General features: G+C 72.3%; 23 protein-coding genes. 9 read left to right on the top strand and 14 right to left on the bottom strand.

Annotation, left to right across the window (positions count from 1 at the left end; all coding sequences use genetic code 11):
• Nucleotides 1-21 precede the first annotated feature (21 nt).
• Nucleotides 22-1,248, bottom strand: a complete 1,227-nt coding sequence (gene glgA / locus Q6347_RS13715) for a glycogen synthase (RefSeq protein WP_304607642.1) — start codon at nt 1,246-1,248, stop codon at nt 22-24.
• Nucleotides 1,249-1,315: 67 nt separating this feature from the next.
• Between glgA and glgC the strand changes: the two genes are divergently transcribed.
• Complete coding sequence (gene glgC / locus Q6347_RS13710) at nt 1,316-2,560, top strand: glucose-1-phosphate adenylyltransferase (protein ID WP_304603846.1); 1,245 nt, start codon at nt 1,316-1,318, stop codon at nt 2,558-2,560.
• Entirely contained in the window at nt 2,553-3,275 is a 723-nt protein-coding gene (serB, locus tag Q6347_RS13705; protein ID WP_304607641.1) for a phosphoserine phosphatase SerB, read from the top strand. The genes glgC and serB overlap by 8 nt, the downstream gene beginning before the upstream one ends.
• A 19-nt stretch (nt 3,276-3,294) precedes the next feature.
• Here serB and Q6347_RS13700 read toward each other — a convergent pair whose 3' ends face one another.
• Genes Q6347_RS13700 through fabG form a run of 3 tightly spaced genes read right to left on the bottom strand, consistent with a single transcriptional unit; the run spans nt 3,295 to nt 5,415 of the window.
• Complete coding sequence (locus Q6347_RS13700; protein WP_304607640.1) at nt 3,295-3,852, bottom strand: histidine phosphatase family protein; 558 nt, start codon at nt 3,850-3,852, stop codon at nt 3,295-3,297.
• A 10-nt stretch (nt 3,853-3,862) separates the two neighbouring features.
• Nucleotides 3,863-4,630: an enoyl-ACP reductase FabI gene (gene fabI / locus Q6347_RS13695; protein ID WP_171245851.1), complete on the bottom strand. Its 768-nt coding sequence runs from the start codon at nt 4,628-4,630 to the stop codon at nt 3,863-3,865.
• Between the two features lie 59 nt (nt 4,631-4,689).
• Nucleotides 4,690-5,415: a 3-oxoacyl-ACP reductase FabG gene (gene fabG / locus Q6347_RS13690; RefSeq protein ID WP_304603843.1), complete on the bottom strand. Its 726-nt coding sequence runs from the start codon at nt 5,413-5,415 to the stop codon at nt 4,690-4,692.
• Nucleotides 5,416-5,585: 170 nt separating this feature from the next.
• Between fabG and Q6347_RS13685 the strand changes: the two genes are divergently transcribed.
• Genes Q6347_RS13685 through Q6347_RS13675 form a run of 3 tightly spaced genes read left to right on the top strand, consistent with a single transcriptional unit; the run spans nt 5,586 to nt 7,071 of the window.
• The gene (locus Q6347_RS13685; RefSeq protein WP_304603842.1) at nt 5,586-5,942 is read left to right on the top strand and encodes a DUF3099 domain-containing protein; all 357 of its coding nucleotides are present in this window, start codon (nt 5,586-5,588) and stop codon (nt 5,940-5,942) included.
• Nucleotides 5,942-6,181, top strand: coding sequence for a hypothetical protein (locus Q6347_RS13680; RefSeq protein ID WP_171245854.1), 240 nt, complete (start codon nt 5,942-5,944; stop codon nt 6,179-6,181). The genes Q6347_RS13685 and Q6347_RS13680 overlap by 1 nt, the downstream gene beginning before the upstream one ends.
• Nucleotides 6,178-7,071, top strand: coding sequence for an SURF1 family protein (locus Q6347_RS13675; RefSeq protein ID WP_304607639.1), 894 nt, complete (start codon nt 6,178-6,180; stop codon nt 7,069-7,071). The genes Q6347_RS13680 and Q6347_RS13675 overlap by 4 nt, the downstream gene beginning before the upstream one ends.
• On the opposite strand, the gene Q6347_RS13670 is transcribed toward Q6347_RS13675, so the two are convergent.
• Nucleotides 7,044-8,642: an ABC-F family ATP-binding cassette domain-containing protein gene (locus tag Q6347_RS13670; protein WP_304603840.1), complete on the bottom strand. Its 1,599-nt coding sequence runs from the start codon at nt 8,640-8,642 to the stop codon at nt 7,044-7,046. The genes Q6347_RS13675 and Q6347_RS13670 overlap by 28 nt on opposite strands.
• Before the next feature lie 138 nt (nt 8,643-8,780).
• On the opposite strand from Q6347_RS13670, the gene Q6347_RS13665 reads away from it, so the two are divergent.
• Entirely contained in the window at nt 8,781-9,641 is an 861-nt protein-coding gene (locus Q6347_RS13665; protein WP_304603839.1) for a formate/nitrite transporter family protein, read from the top strand.
• A gap of 44 nt (nt 9,642-9,685) precedes the next feature.
• Nucleotides 9,686-11,197 carry a DUF2809 domain-containing protein gene (locus Q6347_RS13660; protein ID WP_304607638.1) on the top strand — a complete coding sequence of 504 codons (1,512 nt, stop codon included), beginning with the start codon at nt 9,686-9,688 and terminating at the stop codon, nt 11,195-11,197.
• A 75-nt stretch (nt 11,198-11,272) separates the two neighbouring features.
• Here the strand turns inward: Q6347_RS13660 and Q6347_RS13655 are convergent, their stop codons facing one another.
• The 9 genes from Q6347_RS13655 to Q6347_RS13615 all read right to left on the bottom strand — a co-directional run bounded on the left by Q6347_RS13655 (nt 11,273) and on the right by Q6347_RS13615 (nt 18,831).
• Nucleotides 11,273-11,635, bottom strand: coding sequence for a metal-sulfur cluster assembly factor (locus Q6347_RS13655; RefSeq protein WP_304607637.1), 363 nt, complete (start codon nt 11,633-11,635; stop codon nt 11,273-11,275).
• The gene (sufU, locus tag Q6347_RS13650; RefSeq protein ID WP_304603836.1) at nt 11,628-12,128 is read right to left on the bottom strand and encodes a Fe-S cluster assembly sulfur transfer protein SufU; all 501 of its coding nucleotides are present in this window, start codon (nt 12,126-12,128) and stop codon (nt 11,628-11,630) included. The genes Q6347_RS13655 and sufU overlap by 8 nt, the downstream gene beginning before the upstream one ends.
• A 10-nt stretch (nt 12,129-12,138) precedes the next feature.
• The gene (locus tag Q6347_RS13645; RefSeq protein ID WP_304607636.1) at nt 12,139-13,443 is read right to left on the bottom strand and encodes a cysteine desulfurase; all 1,305 of its coding nucleotides are present in this window, start codon (nt 13,441-13,443) and stop codon (nt 12,139-12,141) included.
• 11 nt (nt 13,444-13,454) lie between these two features.
• A complete protein-coding gene (sufC, locus tag Q6347_RS13640) occupies nt 13,455-14,225 on the bottom strand; it encodes a Fe-S cluster assembly ATPase SufC (protein ID WP_171245862.1) in 771 nt (256 codons plus the stop codon).
• 37 nt (nt 14,226-14,262) lie between these two features.
• Entirely contained in the window at nt 14,263-14,610 is a 348-nt protein-coding gene (locus Q6347_RS13635) for a non-heme iron oxygenase ferredoxin subunit (protein ID WP_171245863.1), read from the bottom strand.
• Nucleotides 14,611-14,617: 7 nt separating this feature from the next.
• Complete coding sequence (gene sufD / locus Q6347_RS13630) at nt 14,618-15,817, bottom strand: Fe-S cluster assembly protein SufD (protein WP_304607635.1); 1,200 nt, start codon at nt 15,815-15,817, stop codon at nt 14,618-14,620.
• 1 nt (nt 15,818) lies between these two features.
• On the bottom strand, nt 15,819-17,270 hold the full coding sequence (gene sufB / locus Q6347_RS13625; protein ID WP_171245865.1) for a Fe-S cluster assembly protein SufB: 1,452 nt from the start codon (nt 17,268-17,270) through the stop codon (nt 15,819-15,821).
• Entirely contained in the window at nt 17,267-18,004 is a 738-nt protein-coding gene (locus Q6347_RS13620; RefSeq protein ID WP_304607634.1) for a metalloregulator ArsR/SmtB family transcription factor, read from the bottom strand. Before Q6347_RS13620 ends, sufB begins: the two co-directional genes overlap by 4 nt.
• 200 nt (nt 18,005-18,204) lie before the next feature.
• Entirely contained in the window at nt 18,205-18,831 is a 627-nt protein-coding gene (locus Q6347_RS13615) for an HdeD family acid-resistance protein (RefSeq protein WP_304603832.1), read from the bottom strand.
• 39 nt (nt 18,832-18,870) lie between these two features.
• Here Q6347_RS13615 and Q6347_RS13610 point away from each other — a divergent pair, with 39 nt between their 5' ends.
• Together Q6347_RS13610 and Q6347_RS13605 are read left to right on the top strand one after the other, a co-directional pair.
• Entirely contained in the window at nt 18,871-19,827 is a 957-nt protein-coding gene (locus tag Q6347_RS13610) for an ABC transporter ATP-binding protein (protein ID WP_304603831.1), read from the top strand.
• Entirely contained in the window at nt 19,824-20,600 is a 777-nt protein-coding gene (locus tag Q6347_RS13605) for an ABC transporter permease (protein WP_304607633.1), read from the top strand. Before Q6347_RS13610 ends, Q6347_RS13605 begins: the two co-directional genes overlap by 4 nt.
• Nucleotides 20,601-20,654: the final 54 nt, after the last annotated feature.

Raw genomic sequence — 20,654 nt, 5'->3', positions numbered from 1 at the left:
GGCGGCGACGACGCGCCGGGCTCACGTCGCCAGCACGCGCCGGTACACGTCCATGGTGCGCTCGGCGATCGCGGACCAGGCGAAGTGCTCCTGGGCACGACGCCGGCCGGCAGCCCCCATCTCGGCGGCCCGGGCGGGGTCGCCGGCCAGGTCGGTCAGCGCTGCCGCCAGGTCCCGTTCGAACCGCTCCGGGTCGAGCGGCGTCCCGGTGCCGTCGTCGGACTGCTCGATCGGGACCAGGGTGCCCGTCACACCGTCGTCGACGACCTCGGGGATGCCGCCGGTGGCCGTCCCGACCACGGGGAGCCCGACGGCCATGGCCTCCAGGTTGACGATGCCGAGGGGTTCGTACACCGAGGGGCAGACGAAGACGGTCGACGCCGCCAGGACGGCGCACAGCTCGTCGCGCGGCAGCATCTCCTCGATCCAGACGACCCCCGCCTCGGGTCCGCCGCCGCGGGCGTCGCGCAGCTCGTCGACCAGCCCGCGCACCTCGGCCATGATCTCCTCGGTGTCCGGGGCGCCCGCGCACAGGATCACCTGCACCTCGGGGGGCAGCTGGGCGGCGGCGCGCAGGAAGTGCGGCAGCCCCTTCTGCCGGGTGATCCGCCCGACGAAGACGACGGCGGGCCGGTCGAGGTCGATCCCGCGGGCTGCGGCGACCCGGGCCACGGCGTCCCGGTGCGGGCGGACCCAGCCGTCCAGGTCGATGCCGTTGTGCACCACGTGCACCCGGTCGGGGTCGAGCTCGGGGTAGCAGCGCAGGATGTCGGCCCGCATCCCGGCGGAGACCGCGATGACGCCGGCCGCGCCGAGGTACGCGGTCCGCTCGGCCCATCTGGACACGGCGTACCCGCCGCCGAGCTGCTCGGCCTTCCAGGGCCGCAACGGCTCCAGCGAGTGGGCGGTCACCACGTGCGGGACGTCGTGCAGCAGCCCGCCGAGATGGCCGGCCATGTTGGCGTACCACGTGTGGGAGTGCACGACGTCGGCCCCGGCGACGTCCTCGGCCATCGCGAGGTCGACGCCGAGCGTGCGCAGGGAGGCGTTGGCCGCGGTCAGCGTGCCGGGCACGTCGTAGCCGGTCACGTCGTCGGCACCCGGTCGCGGGCCGTCGAAGCAGCGCACGCGCACCTCGGCGTGGTCGCGCAGCACGGCCGAGAGCTCGGCCACGTGCACGCCGGCGCCACCGTAGACGTGCGGGGGGTACTCGCGGGTCAACAGGTCGATGGTGGGTCGGGTGCTCACCCGTTCAACATAGCGTCGCCCGCCGCGTCGTGCGGCATGCACGCCGCCGAGGTTCTAGGGTCGACCCATGGCGTCGTCACATCCCCGGGTCCTGGCCATCGTTCTCGCAGGCGGCGAGGGCAAACGACTCATGCCGTTGACGGCACAGCGCGCGAAACCCGCGGTGCCGTTCGGCGGGATCTACCGGCTGGTCGACTTCGCCCTGTCGAACATCATCAACTCGCAGTACCTGCACGTGGTGGTGCTGACGCAGTACAAGTCGCACTCGCTGGACCGGCACATCTCCAAGACCTGGCGCATGTCGCCCCTGCTGGGCAACTTCGTCTCCTCGGTCCCGGCCCAGCAGCGCGTCGGCAAGCACTGGTACCTCGGTTCGGCCGACGCGATCCACCAGTCGCTCAACATCATCGAGGACGAGCGTCCCGACATCGTCGTCGTGGTGGGGGCCGACCACGTCTACCGCATGGACTTCTCCCAGATGGTCGAGGCGCACGTCGAGTCCGGCGCCCGGGCGACCGTCTCGGCGATCCGCCAGCCCATCGCCCTGGCCGACCAGTTCGGCGTCATCGACGTCGACCCGCAGGACCCGACGCGCATCCGGGAGTTCCTCGAGAAGCCCGTCAACCCGGTGGGCCTGCCGGACTCCCCCACCGAGGTGCTGGCCTCGATGGGCAACTACGTCTTCGACGCCGACGCGCTGGTCGAGGCCGTCACCAAGGACGCGGCGAACCCGGACTCACGGCACGACATGGGCGGCGACATCATCCCGGCCTTCGTCGACGAGGGCACGGCCGGCGTCTACGACATGATCCGCAACGACGTGCCCGGGGCCACCGACCGTGACCGGTACTACTGGCGCGACGTCGGCACGATCGACGCGTATTTCGAGGCGAACAAGGACCTCATCGCCGTCCAGCCGGTGTTCAACCTCTACAACGAGGACTGGCCGCTGTACACGGGGTACACGGGACTGCCGCCGGCGAAGTTCGTCCACGCCGGGCCCGGCCGGCTGGGGCACGCCGCCGACTCGATCGTCTCACCTGGTGTCCTCGTCTCCGGCGCGACCGTCGCGGGGTCCATCCTGTCCCCGGGCGTGCACCTGCACTCCTGGGCGACGCTCACCGACTCGGTCGTGATGGACGGCGTCCAGGTGCACCGGCACGCCCAGGTCCACCGCGCCATCCTCGACAAGAACGTGGTGGTGGACGAGCGGGCCCGGATCGGCGTCGACCACGAGGAGGACCGGGCCCGCGGGTTCACCGTCACCGACTCGGGGATCACCGTCGTCCCGAAGGGTACTCACGTTGCCTGACAGCGCCCCGACGCGCCTGCCCGAGCACTCCACCGCACGGCCCCGCCCGGGGCGGCTGGTCGTGACCGACGTCGACTCGACGTTCCTGACCCAGGAGGTCATCGAGCTCATCGCCGAGCACGCCGGCACCCGCGAGCAGGTCGCCGCGGTGACCGAGCGGGCGATGCGCGGCGAGCTCGACTTCGCCGACTCCCTGCGCGAGCGGGTCGCCACGCTCGCCGGGGTGCCGGTGAGCGCCCTGGACGCCGTCCGCGAGGCCGTTGTGCTCACGCCGGGCGCGGAGGAGCTCGTGGCCGAGGTGCGACGTCGCGGGTGGGAGTTCGGCCTCGTCTCCGGCGGTTTCGCCGAGGTCCTCGAGCCGCTGGCGACGTCGCTGGGGATCACGCGCTGGCGGGCCAACCGTCTCGAGGCGGTCGACGGCGTGCTGACCGGTCGCACGACCGGGCCGGTCGTGGACCGCGCGCTCAAGGAGGCCACGCTGCGGCAGTGGGCCGCCGAGCTCGGGCTGTCGATGGCGGACACCGTGGCGGTCGGGGACGGCGCGAACGACCTGGACATGATCGACGCGGCCGGGATCGGGATCGCCTTCGCGGCGAAGCCCGCCGTGCGGGCGCGGGCGCCCTACAGCCTCGACGGACCGCGCCTGGACGCGGTGCTGCGGATCGTCGACACGGTCGACGGACGGCGGACCGCCGCGGACACGCACCCGTCCTGAGGCGACGGGTCGGCTCGTCTCAGGAGGGCCGACCCACCCGCACCAGGGTCGCGCTGTTCTTCCCCCACCGCGACCAGGGCAGGTCCTCGGCGTGCAGGACGGAGTAGGTCGCCGTCGGCACCCCGACCCGCACCTGGGCGAGCGCGGCGTCGTCCGAACCCGGGGCCGCCAGGTAGGCCGCCGTGGCGGCCATGGTCGGCTCGTGCCCGACGACGAGAACCGTCGTCACGTCGTCGGCGGCACCGCGGACGAGCTCGAGCACGTCCTTGACGCTGGCGGCGTACAGCTCGTCGCGCACGTCCACCGTGATCGACTCGCGCGACGGCAGGTGCGCGGCGGCCAGCTCCCAGGTCTGGCGGGTGCGCAGCGCCGAGGAGACGAGCGCCAGGTCGGGGACGAGGTGGGCCGCGGTGAGGGCCGACCCGACCCGACCGGCCTGCTTGCGCCCCCGGAGGGCGAGCGGTCGGTCGGCGTCCGGGACGGGGTCGCTGCCCGGTTCGGCCTTGGCATGCCGCAGCAGCACGAGACGGCGCCCCTCGCGCGGGACGTCCGGCGTGTGCGTCGACGACACGTTCATCGGGCCGAGATCACTGTCCCATCGCGTGCAGGCCGCCGTCGACGTGCACGATCTCGCCGGTCGTGGCGGGGAACCAGTCGGACAGCAGCGCCACGACCGCTCGTGCGGCCGGCTCGGCGGTCGTCTGGTCCCACCCCAGCGGGGCGCGCTTCGGCCAGGCGTCCTCCATGGTCTCGAAGCCCGGGATGGACTTCGCGGCGGTGGTGCGGATCGGGCCGGCCGAGACGAGGTTGGCCCGGATGCCCTCCGGGCCCAGGTCGCGGGCGACGTACCGGTTGGCGGACTCCAGACCGGCCTTGGCCACACCCATCCAGTCGTAGACGGGCCAGGCGAACTGGGCGTCGAAGGTCAGGCCGACGTACGACCCCCCGTCGGTCATCAGCGGCCGGGCCGCGGTGATGAGCGACTTGTAGGAGAAGGTCGAGATCTGGACGGCGGTGGCGACGTCGTCCCACTCGGCCGACAGGAAGTTGCCGCCCATGACGCTCTGGGGCGCGAACCCGATGGAGTGCACGACCCCGTCGATCCGGTCGGTGTGCTCCCCGACGCGCTCCGCGAGCGCCGCCAGGTCCTCGCCGCTGGTGACGTCGAGCTCGACGACGGGCGCGGTGACCGGCAGGCGCTTGGCGAAGGCCTGGGTGAGCTTCATCTGACGCCCGAAGGACGTCAGGACGACCTCGGCGCCCTCCTGCTGGGCGAGGCGTGCGGCGTGGAAGGCGATGGAGCTGTCCGTGAGGACGCCCGTGACGAGCAGCTTCTTGCCGTCGAGCAGAGCCATGGTGACCTTTCGGTGAAGTTCTTTCCGGAGCGTACTGGGTGGGGATGCCCGAGGGACAGTCAGTGCCCCATGCCGAGGCCGCCGTCGACGGGCACGACGGCGCCGGAGACGTAGGCGGCGGCGTCGGAGGCGAGGAACTCGACCACCCCGGCGATCTCGGCGGGGTCGGCGAACCGTCCGGCCGGGATGGAGGACTTGTACTTCTTCTGGGTGTCCTCCGGCAGGGCCGCGGTCATGTCGGTCTCCACGAACCCCGGGGCGACGACGTTGGCGGTGATCCCGCGTCCGCCGAGCTCGCGGGTGATCGACCGGGCCATGCCCACCAGGGCGGCCTTGGTCGAGGAGTAGTTGACCTGCCCGGCGCCGCCGTAGAGGCCGACGACGGAGCCGATGAGGACGATCCGTCCGGCACGCGCACGGATCATGCCCTTGGAGGCGCGCCGCACGCACCGGAAGGTCCCGGTGAGGTTGACGTCGACGACCTGCTCGAACTCCTCGTCGCTCATGCGCATCAGGAGCTGGTCGCGCGTCACGCCGGCGTTGGCCACGAGGACGGTCGGCGCGCCGAGCTGCTGCTCGATCTCGGTGAACGCGGCGTCGACGGCGGCGCTGTCGGTGACGTCGGCGACGAACCCGTGCACCCCCTCGGGCAGGTCTCCCCCGCGGTAGATCGTCGCGACGGTGTCGCCGGCGGCGACGAAGCGCTCCGCGATCGCCCGCCCGATGCCGCGCGCGGCCCCGGTCACGACCACGGTGCGACCACCGGTTGCTGCCTGCTCTGCCACGGGATGCTCCTCTCGACGACGGGCCGGGCCCGGACGCACGACGTACGCCGCAGCGACCGTACCCGGTCGGCGCCCCCCGGCCGCGCTGACGGCGCGCCACATGTCACGCCCCGGCGTTGTGGGAACCCTCCAAAATCCGGACCATCGCCGAGCCGCCGTAGACTGACCGGGTGAGTACGTCCAGCCCGTCCGAGGTGCACTCGATCACGGCCGTCCCGACGAACCTGACGGACGACCAGCACCGGCGCATGCGCACGTACCTCATCCAGATGGGTCTGCGCGTCGTGCTCATCATCACCGCGGCGCTGTTCGTCGACGGCTGGTTGCTGTGGGTGTTCGTCGCCGGTGCCGTGATCCTGCCGTACACGGCCGTGCTCTTCGCGAACGCGGGTCGCGACCGGTCGGCCCGGGACGTCGAGGCCGTCCCGCCGGCGATGCCGCCCGAGCTGCCCGCGAGCGCCTCGGCCCCGCAGGAGGAGATCCGCATCGTCGAGCAGACCGACGACCCCGACCGGAAGGACGACTGATGGACGTGCTCGGCCTGGGGGCCGACCCCGTCGCCGACGACGCCCTGGTCTGCTCCGCCAAGGGCTGCCACGCGGACGCGCGCTGGGGTCTGCTGTGGAACAACCCTCGGCTGCACACGCCCGAACGGCGCAAGGTGTGGCTCGCCTGCGACGACCACCGCGACCACCTCGAGCAGTTCCTCGGCGCCCGCAGCTTCTGGAAGCAGACCGTCGGGGTCGACGAGCTGGAGCGTGCGTGAAGCGGACCCGCCGTCAGTGGGTCACGCTCGGTCTGGCCGCCGTGCTGCTGGCGTCCCTGTGCGTCCTGGCCGCCTTCTGGCAGTGGCACCGGTACACCGACCGCCAGGCGCAGATCGACCTCGTCGAGACCAACTACACCGCCGCGCCGGAGCCGCTGTCGGCGTTCGTGACCGGCCCCGGGGACACCCTCGCTCCTGAGGACGTGTGGCGGCCGGCCGAGGTCACGGGCGAGTACGTCCCGGAGAGCACCGTGCTGCTGCGCAACCGGCCGGTCGGCGGCACGCCCGGGTTCCACCTGCTGGTCCCGCTGCGCACGGAGCTGGACGGGCAGGAGACGGTACTGGTGGTCGACCGCGGTTTCGTCCCGCTCGGGGCGGACGCCACCGAGCCTGCCCTCGTCCCGGAGCCGCCGTCCGGCGAGGTCACCGTGACCGTGACGCTGCGCGCCGACGAGCCGGCCTCCGACCGGGGCGCGCCGTCGGGCACCGTGGTGCGGATCAACACCGACCAGGTGCTGGACCAGGGCCCCGAGGGCGGGGCCTGGGCGGACGGCACGACGGTCGGCGCCTACGGGCAGCTGCGGGACGAGGACCCGGCGGCCGCCGAGACCCCGGTCGCGCTCCCCCGCCCGGACACCGACCCCGGCTCGCACCTGAGCTACACGTTCCAGTGGGCGATCTTCGCGCTCGGCGCCGTGGGTGGCTACGTGCTGCTGTGGCGCCGCGAGACGCGTGCCGCGACCGTCACCGCGGGCGAGCTGCTGGCCGCCGACGACCCGGGCGGGACCTCACGCCCCCGCCGCGAGCGCCGGCGCCGCGTCGACGAGGACTACGAGGACGCCCTGGTGGACGCCGCCCAGCATCAGGCCAGGGACACCAGCTCGGCGTAGTCGTCCGACCACAGGTCCTCGTCGCCGTCGGGCAGCAGCAGCACCCGCTCCGGGTTCAGCGCGTCGACCGCACCGTCGTCGTGGGTGACCATGATGACGGCACCTTCGTAGGTGTTCAGCGCCCCGAGGATCTCCCGGCGCGAGGCCGGGTCCAGGTTGTTCGTCGGCTCGTCGAGCAGCAGCACGTTCGCGCTCGACACGACCAGCGTGGCCAGCGCCAGGCGGGTCTTCTCCCCGCCGGAGAGCACGTGCGCGGGCTTGTCGGCGTCGTCGCCGCTGAACAGGAACGACCCCAGCGTGGTGCGCACCTGGGTGTCGGTCAGGTCGGGGGCGGCGTGCCGCAGGTTCTCCACGACGGTGGCGTCCATGTCGAGCATGTCGTGCTCCTGGGCGTAGTAGCCCATCTTCAGCCCGTGGCCCGGCAGGATCTCGCCCGTGTCCGGCGTCTCCACACCGGCGAGCAGCCGCAGCATCGTCGTCTTGCCCGCACCGTTCAGTCCGAGGATGACGACCCGTGACCCCCGGTCGATCGCCAGGTCGACACCCGTGAAGACCTCCAGCGAGCCGTAGCTCTTGGACAGCTCCCGTGCCATCAGCGGCGTCTTGCCGCAGGGCGACGGCTTCGGGAACCGCAGCGCGGCCACCTTGTCCGTCTGCCGCTCGCCCTCGGTGCCGGCGAGCATACGCTCGGCCCGCTTGAGCATGTTCTGCGCGGCGGTCGCCTTGGTGGCCTTGGCGCGCATCTTGTTCGCCTGGGCGATGAGGGTCTCGGCCTTCTTCTCGGCGTTGGCGCGTTCGCGCCGACGACGGCGCTCGTCCTGCTCGCGCTGCTCCAGGTACTTGTCCCAGCCGAGGTTGTACTGGTCGAGCTCGCCGCGGTTCGCGTCGAGGTGGAAGACCTTGTTCACGCACGCGCGCAGCAGCTCGACGTCGTGGGAGATCACGATGAACCCCCCGGAGTAGGACCGCAGGTACTCGCGCAGCCACACGATGGAGTCGGCGTCGAGGTGGTTGGTGGGCTCGTCGAGCAGCAACGTGTCCACGCCGGAGAACAGGATCCTCGCCAGCTCGACCCGGCGACGCTGGCCGCCGGAGAGCGTGTGCAGCGGCTGGGCGAGGATCCGGTCGTCGAGCGCCAGGTTGCTCGTGATGCGGTGCGCCTCGGACTCGGCCGAGTACCCGCCCGCCGCGAGGAAACGCGTCTCCAGCTTCGGGTACCGCTCCAGCGCCGCGGCCTGGACCTGCGGGTCCTCGCTGGCCATCTCCTTCTCGGTCTGGCGCATCCTCGTCACGATGACGTCGAGGCCGCGAGCGCTGAGCACCCGGTCCATCGCCACGACGTCGAGATCACCGGTACGCGGGTCCTGCGGCAGATAGCCGATCTCGTTCCCGCGCGTGATCGTCCCACCCGCCGGCAGCGTCTCGCCCGCCAGGGTCTTGGTGAGCGTGGTCTTGCCGGCACCGTTGCGACCGACCAGGCCGACGCGGTCGCCCGGGGCCACGCGGAACGTGGCCTCGTGCAGCAGGGTGCGCGCGCCGAAGCGCAGCTCGACGCCGTGGGCCGTGATCAAGGCAGGGGTGTCCTTCGAAAGAGTGCGGGGTCGTGCGCCAGTCTACGGCCCGCCGTCCGCGCCGACAGCGACGCAGGTCACCCCTCCGGACCCGTCGCGCTGCGGACCTGCGGCACCCGACCTGAGTACCGTGTGACCATGACCGATCAGGGCAAGCTGTTCCCTGGCAAGCAGTTCATCTCGACCGTCCTGGACGCCCTCCAGACGAAGAGCACGATGAGCGGCGGCCTGGCCCACATCTATCTCATGCGAGCCGCCATGGCCGGCGTGCTCATCGGGATCATGTACATCACCTACTACTCGGTGATCGCGACGTTCGCGGGGATCGGGGACGGCGACCTGACGGGACTCGGGAGCATGGTCGGCGCGCTCGTGTTCGGCTTCGCGCTCGTGTTCATCTACTTCAGCAAGTCCGAGCTGCTGACGTCGAACATGATGATCGTCTCGGTCGGGCGGTACTACCGGAAGATCACCGCGTGGCGGGGCCTGCGCGTCCTGCTGCTCTGCTACGCGGGCAACATCCTCGGCGGCCTGGCCGTGGCGCTGGCCGTGGTCTCCTCGTCGCTCGGCGACGGCGCCGTGGGCGAGCAGATGCAGCACTCGGTGGACCACAAGCTGGCCTATCTCGGCGAGGGTCTCGCCGGCTGGTCGGACCTGTTCGTCCGGGCGATCCTGTGCAACTTCATGATCAACGTCGGGATGCTGCTCGTCTACAACGGCTTCGTGACGAACGACATCACCAAGGCGCTCGTGATGGTCGTCAGCGTGTTCATCTTCGCGTTCGTCGGCTTCGAGCACTCGGTCGCGAACACGGCGCTGTTCCTCATGGTCGGGCTGAACCACGGCATCGACGTCGGGCTCGCCCTCGGCAACCTGGCGATCGTGCTCGCCGGGAACTTCCTCGGCGGCGGACTGCTCATCGGCTACTACTACGCCTTCGCCAACGACGACCGGCGCTACCTGCGCCAGCAGGGAGCCGGTGCGGCGACCGACGCCTAGGAGGCTGTCTCCCGCCACGTCCTCAGGGCGGTAGAGTCGCGCCCGTGACCTGGACCGACGCCCTTCCCCGGACGACGGTGGACGCTCCGGCACCGCGGGTCCCCCGTGCCGCGTCCGCACTGCTCGCCGCCGCCGCGATCACCGTCGGGCCGGCCGGACGGGCGCTGCTCCCCCCGCCGGTCGGGGACCCGCTCGCCGACGCCCTCGCCGCCGTGACCGTGGTCGGTCTCCTCGCGCTGGCGTTCCCCCGCACTCCCCTGGCCGTCGCAGCCTCGGTCGCGTTCGCGGTGTGCGCGGCGGTCGAGACCCTGCACCTCACCCCCGTCGCCGACGCGCTGCTCGACCGGTTCCTGCTCGCCCGGCTCGTGCTCGGCACGCCCTTCGGCGTCGTGGACCTCGCCTGGAACGCGATCGGGGCCTGCCTCGGTGCGGCCGTCCTGGCCGCCGTCACCCATCGCTCCGCCCAGCCGTCGGGCAGCGGCTCGACGCGGCGCGGCCGCCGTGTCGCGTCCGTCGTCGCGCCGCTCACCGTCCTCGCTCTCCTCACCGCCGGCGGCGTCCTCCTCGTCGGGGTCGTGGACGACGAGGCCGACGCGCTGAGCGCTCAGGTCGCCACGGCGCAGCGCGAGCTGGACACGTCCGCGGACAAGGTGACCGACGACGCCGTCCGGGAGCAGCTCGGCAAGGCGCTCGGCCAGGGCGAGTCCGTGCTCGAGGCCACCCCGGTCCTGCAGCGGTTGCCGGGAGACGCCCCGGCAGCGGTCACCGACCTCGAGCGGGCCGTCGCCGTGGTGCGGGAGTCCCGACGCGAGTTCGCGACCGACCAGGCGACCGCCGCCCGCGAGGAGCTGGCGCCGGCCCGGCGCCGCGCCGAGACCGTGCTGGACGCGGCCGACGAGCTCGCCGCGGCGGGCCAGGACGCCGGGGAGGCCAGCCGGGCTGCGGTCCGCGACGCCCTCGGCGCCGCCGACGACACGGTCACCCTGGCCGACCCGGACCGCCTCGCGGCGTTGCCGCTCTCCGACCTCGAGCAGGTCGCTCCCGCGCTCTTGGCCCGTCACGACGCCGTCGGGGAGGCGACCGCCGACCTCATGTCGGCCCAGGACGCCGTCGTGTGCCCGTTCCCCGACCAGGTCTGGTTCCCCGAGGGCGGGCGGATCGCCGCCGACCGGCTCGCCCCGATCCCGTGGGCGCCGGAGCACTCGATCCGGGCGGACCTCCTGGACGGGCTGGTGGCGCTCGACGAGGCCTATCTCGCGGCGTTCGGCGAGCACCTCACCGTGAACTCCGCCTACCGCAGCATGGAGGACCAGACCGCGGTCTACACCCCCGCGAACCCGAACCCCTTGGCCGCACCGCCCGGCTGCTCGAACCACGGCCTGGGGACCGCCGTCGATCTCAGCGTCGGGCCGGAGGGGTTCAGCGGGTCACGGTTCGCCTGGCTGACGGAGCACGCCGAGGAGTACGGCTGGACCCACCCGGACTGGGCCGGGCCGACCGGGCGCCTGCCGGAGCCGTGGCACTGGGAGTCGGTGGAGACCCCGGACGCCTACTGACCGCGGTCGCGCGACGACGACGCGGGCCGCGGACACCGGTAGAAGGTGCCCGCGGCCCGCGTGGTCGGGAACGTCTCAGACGTTGAAGCCGAGCATCCGCAGCTGCTCGCGGCCGTCGTCGGTGATCTTCTCGGGGCCCCACGGCGGCATCCAGACCCAGTTGATCCGGTGCCCGGTCACGATGCCCTCGAGCGCCTGGGCGGACTGGTCCTCGATGACGTCCGTCAGCGGGCAGGCCGCCGAGGTGAGCGTCATGTCGATGGTGGCGTGGTTGTTCTGGTCCACCTCGACGCCGTAGACGAGGCCGAGGTCGACGACGTTGATGCCGAGCTCGGGGTCGATGACGTCGCGCATCGCCTCCTCGACGTCGGCCGCCGTGGTGGCGCCCGGCGCCGCAGGCGCCTGCTCGGGAGCGGTGTCGGTCGGGTTGTCAGTCATCCGATCCTCCGGGTCGGTCGGCCAGCGCGCCGCTGCGCGCCAGCGAGTCCTTCAACGCTGCCCAGCCGAGCAGCGCGCACTTGATGCGGGCGGGGTACTGGGAGACCCCGGTGAAGGCGGTGCCGTCGCCGAGGGCGTCCAGCGTGTCCTCGTCGTCCAGGCCCTTGCCCCGCGAGCCCATGAGGTCGCGGAAGGCGGCGTCGAGCCGCTCGACCTCCGCCAGGTCCTGGCCGGTCACCAGCTCGGTCATCACCGACGCGGACGCCTGCGAGATCGAGCAGCCCTGCCCCTCCCAGGACACGCGCTCGAGCGTCGGGTCGCCGTCGACGGACCGGACGTCCACCCTCAGGGTGATCTCGTCCCCGCAGGTCGTGTTGACCTGGTGGGACTCCCCGCCCAGGTGGCCGTCGGCCACCTCGACCAGGCCGTGGCCGTGCGGGTGCTTGGCGTGGTCCAGGATGACCTGCTGGTACAGGTCCTGCAGCGAGCTCATGCGGGTCTCCTCACTCCACCCCGAAGAACGTCCGGACCCCCGCCAGGGCTTCCCGCAGGGCGGCGGCGTCCTCGACTCCTGTGTACACCGAGGCCGAGGCACGCGCCGTGGCGGCCAGCCCGAACCGGCGGTGCAGCGGCTGGGCGCAGTGGTGCCCGACCCGGATCGCGATGCCCTGGTCGTCCAGGACCTGGTTGACGTCGTGGGAGTGCACGCCGTCGACGACGAACGACACCACCGCGACCCGGTCCGTGGTGTCGGTCGGACCGATCACGCGGACGCCGGGGATCTCGGTGACCCGCAGCAGCTCCGCGGCGAGGCGCCGTTCGTGCGCCGCCACGCGGTCCATGCCGAGGTCGCCGAGCCACTGCGCGGCCACCCCCATGCCGACGGCCTGGGCGACCATCTGCGTGCCCGCCTCGAACCGCTGCGGCGGCGGCATGTACGTCGTCTCGGTCATGGTCACGACCTCGACCATCGACCCGCCCGTCGTCACCGGCGGCATCGCCTCGAGCAGCTCCCGCCGCCCGTACAGCGCACCGACACCCGTGGGGCCGAGCATCTTGTGGGCGCTGAACGCCGCGAAGTCGACGCCCAGGGCGTGCAGGTCGACCGGCAGGTGCGGCACGGACTGGCACGCGTCCAGCACGGTCAGCGCACCGACCCGGCGGGCGGCCGCGACGATCTCGGCCACCGGGGCCACGGCGCCGGTCACGTTGGAGACGTGCCCGAAGGCCACGACCTTGGTGCGGTCGGTGATGACCGCGTCGACGTCCGACAGGTCGAGCCGGCCGTCGTCGGTCACACCGAACCAGCGCAGGGTCGCGCCGGTGCGCGCGCACAGCTCCTGCCACGGCACGAGGTTGGCGTGGTGCTCGGCCTCGGTGACCACGATCTCGTCGCCCGCGCCGAGCCGGAACCGCGCGGCTGCCTCTCCCCCGCGCCCGGCCGTCGCGTTGGACAGCGCGTAGGTCACGAGGTTGATGGCCGCCGTCGCGCCCGAGGTCCACACGATCTCGTCGTCGTCGGCGCCCACGAAGGACGCCACGGCGGACCGGGCGCCCTCGAAGGCCTCGGTGGCCTCCTCGGCCAGCTGGTGCGCGCCGCGGTGCACGGCCGCGTTGCGCTGCTCGTAGAAGTCGACCTCGGCCTCGAGCACGACGTTCGGCTTCTGCGACGTCGCCGCCGAGTCCAGGTAGACCAGCGGCTGCCCGCCCCGCACCGTGCGTCCGAGCAACGGGAAGTCGGCCCGCACGGCGGCGAGCTCGCGCGAGCCCATCGCGTCGTCCGGACGCACGGCGTCGGTGGCGGTCATGCGATCCTCCGTCAGGCCGAGGCCGTCGTGCCCGCGGGCAGGAAGCGGTCGTAACCCTCTTCCTCGAGGCGCTCGGCCAGCTCGGGGCCGCCCTCCTCCGCGATGCGGCCGTCGACGAACACGTGCACGAAGTCCGGCTTGATGTAGCGCAGGATGCGCGTGTAGTGCGTGATGAGCAGCACGCCGACGTCGGTGGACTCCTTGGCGCGGTTGACGCCCTCGGAGACGACGCGCAGGGCGTCGACGTCGAGACCGGAGTCGGTCTCGTCGAGGATCGCGAAGTGCGGCTTGAAGAGCTCCATCTGCAGGATCTCGTGCCGCTTCTTCTCACCGCCGGAGAAGCCCTCGTTCACCGAGCGCTCCGCGAAGGAGGAGTCGATGCGCAGGTTCTCCATGGCGCCGCGGACCTCCTTGGCCCAGTGGCGCAGGGACGGGGCGTCGCCGTCGATCGCGGTCTTGGCCGTCCGCAGGAAGTTCGCGACCGACACACCCGGCACCTCGACCGGGTACTGCATCGCGAGGAACAGGCCGGCGCGGGCGCGCTCGTCGACGCTCATGGCCAGGACGTCCTCGCCGTCGAGCGTCACGGTGCCGGAGGTCACCTCGTACTTGGGGTGCCCGGCCAGCGCCGAGGCGAGGGTGGACTTGCCGGAGCCGTTGGGGCCCATGATGGCGTGCGTCTCGCCGGACTTGATGGTCAGGTCGACACCGCGCAGGATCGGCTTGGCGCCTTCCTTGGTGTCGACGCTGACGTGCAGGTCGCGGATCTCCAGGGTGGACATCAGATGGTTCTCCAGGTCTTGTTCTCGAAAAGGCTGGTCAGGACGCGGCGGCGAGCGGTGCGTCGATGTCGACGAGCACCTTGTCGCCGTCCACCGTCACCGGGTAGACGGGTACGGGCCGGGTCGCCGGCAGCTGGAGCGGCTTGCCGGTGCGCAGGTCGAACTGCGAACCGTGCAACCAGCACTCCACGCGGCAGCCCTCGACCTCGCCGTCGGACAACGACACCGCACCGTGCGAGCAGATGTCGCTGATGGCGTGGAAGTCGCCGTCCTCGTCGCGGACGACCGCGACCGGCACGGAGGCGCCGTCGGCGGCGGTGAGCTCGACGAGCAGGCTCTCCTCCGGGCCGAGGTCGGCGGTGGCGCAGGCGATCTGTGCGGTCACGACGTGCTCACTGCGCCGGAGCGCCGGTGATGACGCTCATCGACTTCTCCAGCTCGGCCTCGATGGAGGCGAGCAGCCGCTCCTCGACCGACTCGACGCCGATCTCGTCGATCAGCTCGGCGAAGAAGCCGCGCACGACGAGACGACGGGCGTCGATCTCGGGGATGCCGCGCGCCATGAGGTAGAAGAGCTGCTCGTCGTCGAACCGGCCGGTCGCCGAGGCGTGGCCCGCCCCGTCGATCTCACCGGTCTCGATCTCGAGGTTCGGCACCGAGTCCGCCCGCGCGCCGTCGGTCAGCACGAGGTTGCGGTTCAGCTCGTAGGTGTCCGTCGCCTCGGCCTCGGCGCGGATGAGCACGTCGCCCACCCACACGGTGTGCGCGGAGGCACCCTGGAGCGCGCCCTTGTAGGTGACGCGCGAGCGGCACCGCGGCACGGCGTGGTCGACGAAGAGCCGGTGCTCCTGGTGCTGGTCGGCGTCGGCGAAGTACAGCCCGACCATCTCGACCTCGCCGCCCTCGGCGGTGAAGGTCGCGTCCGGCGTGACGCGCACGACGTCGCCGCCGAAGGTCACCACGACGTGCTTGAGCTTGGCGTCACGGCCGATGCTCGCACGGTGCGAGGAGGCGTGCACCGCACCGTCTTCCCAGTCCTGGACGGACACGACGGTCAGCTGGGCGCCGTCCTCGACGAGGACCTCGACGGTCTGGTTCAGCAGCGCGTCCCCGCGGTGGTCGATGACCACGACGGCCTCGGAGTGCCGCTCGGCGTGCACCAGCAGGTGCGACGCGGTGGCGTCCTTCGAGGTGCCGTCGATCCGCACGGAGGTCGGGCCGGAGGCCACGGTGTCGGCCGGGACGGTCACCACGGTGGCCTCGCGCACGGCGTTCCACGCGGTGACGGCGGCGCGGTCGCCGGGCTTGCCGGTGCGGCCGAGGCGCTCGTCGTCGCGTCCGACCGTCTCGACGGTGACCTCGGGGGCCGCCTCGACGGTCACGGCGACGCCGTCACCGGTCAGCTCGTCGGAGAACAGCGGCTGGAGCCGCGCCACCGGCGAGAAGCGCCACTCCTCCTCGCGGCCGGTGGGCACCGGGATGTCCGCGAGGTCGAAGGAGGTCTTGCGCTCGGCGCGCGAACCGGCGGGCACCACACCGTGGGAGTGGGCGCCGTCGGCGGTCGCGCGGGAGTGATCGGTAGTGAGAGTCATTTCAGCCGACGGACCCTTCCATCTGCAGCTCGATGAGGCGGTTGAGCTCGAGGGCGTACTCCATGGGCAGCTCCCGCGCGATGGGCTCGACGAACCCGCGCACGATCATGGCCATGGCCTCGGTCTCCTCCATGCCTCGGGACATGAGGTAGAACAGCTGGTCCTCGCTCACCTTGGACACCGTCGCCTCGTGCCCCATGGACACGTCGTCCTCGCGGACGTCGACGTACGGGTAGGTGTCGGACCGGGAGATCTGGTCGACGAGCAGCGCGTCGCACAGGACGTTCGACGCCGACGCCTCGGCACCCTCGAGCACCTGCACCAGACCGCGGTAGGAGGTGCGGCCGCCGCCACGGGCCACGGACTTCGAGACGATCGAGCTCGACGTGTGCGGGGCGGCGTGCACCATCTTGGCACCGGCGTCCTGGTGCTGGCCCTCGCCGGCGAAGGCGATGGACAGCGTCTCGCCGCGGGCGCGCTCGCCCAGCAGGTAGATCGCCGGGTACTTCATGGTGACCTTGGAGCCGATGTTGCCGTCGACCCACTCCATGGTGGCGCCGGCCTCGGCCGTGGCGCGCTTGGTCACCAGGTTGTAGACGTTGTTCGACCAGTTCTGGATGGTCGTGTAGCGCACGCGGGCGTTCTTCTTGACGACGATCTCCACGACCGCGGAGTGCAGCGAGTCGGTGGAGTAGATCGGCGCCGTGCAGCCCTCGACGTAGTGCACGTAGGAGCCCTCGTCGGCGATGATCAGCGTCCGCTCGAACTGGCCCATGTTCTCGGTGTTGATCCGGAAGTAGGCCTGCAGCGGGATGTCGACGTGCACGCCCGGCGGCACGTAGATGAACGAGCCGCCCGACCAGACGGCCGAGTTGAGCGCGGAGAACTTGTTGTCGCCGGCCGGGATGACCGTGCCGAAGTACTCCTCGAAGAGCTCCGGGTGCTCGCGCAGGCCGGTGTCGGTGTCGACGAAGATGACGCCCTGGGCCTCCAGGTCCTCACGGATCTGGTGGTAGACGACCTCGGACTCGTACTGCGCCGCGACGCCGGCCACGAGGCGCTGCTTCTCGGCCTCGGGGATCCCCAGCTTGTCGTACGTCGCCTTGATGTCCTCGGGCAGGTCCTCCCAGCTGGTGGCCTGCTTCTCCGTGGAGCGGACGAAGTACTTGATGCGGTCGAAGTCGATGCCCGTGAGGTCGGCGCCCCAGTTCGGCATCGGCTTCTTCTCGAACAGGCGCAGCGCCTTGAGCCGACGCTTGCGCATCCACTCGGGCTCGTCCTTCAGGTCCGAGATGTTGCGCACGACGGCCTCGTTCAGGCCGCGCTCGGCCGTCTGGCCGGCCGCGTCGTCGTCGTGCCAGCCGTACTCGTAGGCACCGATGGAGTTGATGATCTCCTCGTCGGTGCGCTGCTCCGGTGCCGCCTGGGCGGCGTCCTGGGTGGGGGCGCTCATCGTGTTCCTTCCTGCGTACCGCGGGAGCGGCCGGCGGGGGTGGTGGGAGCAAGCGGGACGTTGGTCACGCAGGCGTGCGCGCCGCCCGCGAGCGTGGCCAGACGTTGGACGTGGGTCCCGAGCAGCCGGGCGAAGGCGTCGGCCTCCGCCTCGCACAGCTCGGGGAAGTCCTCGGCCGCGTGCTGGACCGGGCAGTGGCCCTGGCACAGCTGGACCGTGGGAACCCGGGGGCCGGCGACCGGCCGCACCGAGGCGGCGTAGCCGTCGGCGGCGAGCAGGTCCGCGAGCTGGGCGGCCCGCTCGTGCGGGTCGGTGCCGGTCAGGCGCGGGGCGTAGCGACGCACGACGGCGTCGTTGCGTTCGGCGGCGAACTCCGCCACCGCCTGGTCCCCGGCCGTGCGGCGCAGGTAACGCATCACCTGCGTCGCGAGCTCGACGTCCTCGCCCCCGAGCTCGGCCTGTCCCGCGGTGCTCACCACGTAGCGCCGTGCGGGACGGCCCCGGCGGGCCTGACCGCCCGCGGGCCCGGCGTCGTGCACCGCGATGGTGCCGTCCTGCTCGAGGCAGGCGAGATGACGGCGCACGGCGGCGGAGGTGAGGCGCAGGGTGCGGGCCAGGTCACCGGCGGTGACCGGTCCGTCGCTGGCGACCAGTGCGAGGACCCGGCGGCGCGTGCCGTCGGTGTCCGCTCCGGCGTGCGGCACGGTGCCGACCGGTGTCGGGGTCGTCGTCAACGTGCTCACCTCCCGGGGTCGTCCGGGGCATCGTTCGGCCCGGACCTGACGTCGATATAGAGAACATCCTTGTTGCGAAATTGCGAATGTCAAGCAAGGCATGCCTCACCGAACCCCGCGACCGGCACGTTCGTGCGGGCGTCGGGACCGACGTCACAGAGGTTTCACCGGCGGTTCACCTCGCCCGGCGTGACCGTCGATCACTCCTCGACGATCTCGCCCTCGATGACGTCGTGACCGGACCCGGCCGGACCGGGCTGCCGGCCGATCGAGCGGAGCTTGACCCCCAGGGCGATGAGCGCCGCACCGATCACGACGGCGAAGACGCCCACCACGACGGCCATCGCGGTGATCGCCGTGCCGGGGTTGGCGAAGCAGACCACCGCCAGCGCGACGAAGAGGACCCCGGAGAGCAGGCTGAGCAGCCACGAGGCCCCTCCCCTGCCACGCACCGCGAACGCCCCCACGATCTGGAGCAGGCCGAAGATCATCGCCCAGATCCCGACCAGCACGACGGCGATCGTCAGGAACACCCCGGGCAGGAACAGCAGCGCGGCGCCGAACGCCACGGCCACCACGCCGATGCCGAGGTTGCCCGAACCCGCCGGGGTCCCGCGGCGACGCAGGCCGTCCACGAGCGAGACCAGGCCGTCCACGAGCACGAACGCGCCGAAGACCTGCACGAGCAGGTCCGGGACGTCGCGCGGGAGCACCATGGCCAGCAGGCCGAAGACCACGGCCAGGACGCCGCGGACGACCGGCCAATACCAGATCCGTCGCGCGATCTGCGCCAGGTCGGCCGGCGGGGTGAAGGTGTAGAAGGACATCGTCGCTCCCTGGGTTCCGTCGCCTCGTAGAATCCTCGGGTGCCCACCACCGATGCGCCACCCGGCGCCGCCGTCGTCGTGCGCGGCCTGCGCAAGACCTACGCCGGCCGCGACGTCGTCGACGGGCTCGATCTGCAGGCTACCGCCGGAGCGGTGACCGCGGTGCTCGGCCCGAACGGCGCCGGCAAGACCACCACCGTCGAGTGCTGCGAGGGCCTGCGCTCCCCCGACGGAGGCACCGTCCGCGTCCTCGGCCTGGACCCCGTCGCCGACGCCGCCCGCCTGCGACCCCGCGTCGGGGTGATGCTCCAGGACGGCGGCCTGCCGACCGGCGTGCGGGCCGCGGAGATGCTCCGCCACGTGGCGGCCATGTACGCGGCGCCCCGTGACCTGCACGAGCTCTCCGCGCGGCTCGGTCTGGACGCCTTCGCCCGGACCACCGTCCGCCGCCTCTCCGGGGGCCAGCGCCAGCGGCTCGCGCTGGCGGCCGCCGTGGTCGGGCGCCCCGAGGTCGTGTTCCTCGACGAGCCGAGCGCCGGGCTGGACCCGCAGTCCCGGCACGCCGTGTGGGACCTCGTCCGCGAGCTGCGCGACGAGGGGGTCGCCGTCGTGCTGACCACGCACCTGATGGCCGAGGCCGAGGACCTGGCGGACCTCGTCCACGTCGTCGACCACGGACGCGTCATCGCCTCCGGGAGCGTGCCCGAGCTCGTGGCGGCCGGTCCCGGGTCCTCGCCCACGATCCGTCTGGAGGCTCGGCCCGGCCTCGACGTGGCCGCGCTCGCGACCCTCCTCGCCGAGGACGACGGCGACGCCTGGACGGCCGCCGAGCCGTCCCCCGGGGTGTACACCGTGACCGGCGACGCCGGACCGGCCGCGCTCGCGACGCTCACCGCGTGGCTCGCCGAGCAGGACGTGCTGGCACGTCGGGTCACCGTCGGACGGCGCACCCTCGAAGACGTCTTCCTCGACCTGACGGGACGGCACCTGCGATGAGCCCCTCGACCACCCCCGCGGTGCACGCCGGCGCGGCTTCTCCCGCCCGGCGCGTCGCGGCCCAGGCCGGGTTCGAGACCCGGGCGATCCTGCGCAACGGCGAACAGCTCCTCGTGACCATCGTGGTGCCCGTGCTCCTGCTCGTGGGCCTGGTGCGGACCTCCGTCGTCGAGCTGGACACCGCCGGCGCGACCCGCATCGACTTCGTCACCCCGGGCGTCCTCGCCCTGGCCTGTGTCACCACGGCCTTCACCTCGCAGTCCATCGCCACCGCCTTCGACCGGCGCAACGGCGTGCTGCGCCTCCTGGCCACCACGCCCCTGGGACGCGGCGGGCTGCTGGCGGGGAAGGTCCTCGGGGTGCTCGCCGTCGAGGCGGTCCAGGTCGTCGTGATCGGCACCGTCGCCCTCGCCCTCGGGTGGCGGCCCGAGCCGACGGGGCTGCTGCCCGCCGCAGGTCTGCTGCTGCTCGGCACCGCGGCCTTCACCGCCCTCGCCCTGCTCCTGGCCGGGACCCTGCGCGCGGAAGGGGTCCTCGCGGTGGCCAACCTCGTGCTGGTGCTGCTCGTCGTCGGCGGCGGGCTCATCGTGCCCCCGGCGGAGCTGCCCGGGCCGCTGGCCCACGTCGCGGCGTTCCTGCCCTCGGGGGCCCTCGGCGAAGGACTGCGCGGCGCCCTGCTGGGCGACGGCGTGCCCGCGCTGAGCGTCGTGGTGCTCGTGGCCTGGACGGCGGCCTTCGGTGCCGGCGCCGGACGGCTCTTCCGCTGGCACTGACCGACATCACACCCATGACCCCGACGACGGGCGAGAACGGCCCGCCGCAGCGGC

Origin of the sequence: Isoptericola sp. b408 (assembly GCF_030588085.1) — a bacterium.
Classification (GTDB): domain Bacteria; phylum Actinomycetota; class Actinomycetes; order Actinomycetales; family Cellulomonadaceae; genus Isoptericola; species Isoptericola sediminis.
Note: the sequence above shows the minus strand (reverse complement) of the source record. Positions and strands in the feature narration are given on the sequence as shown.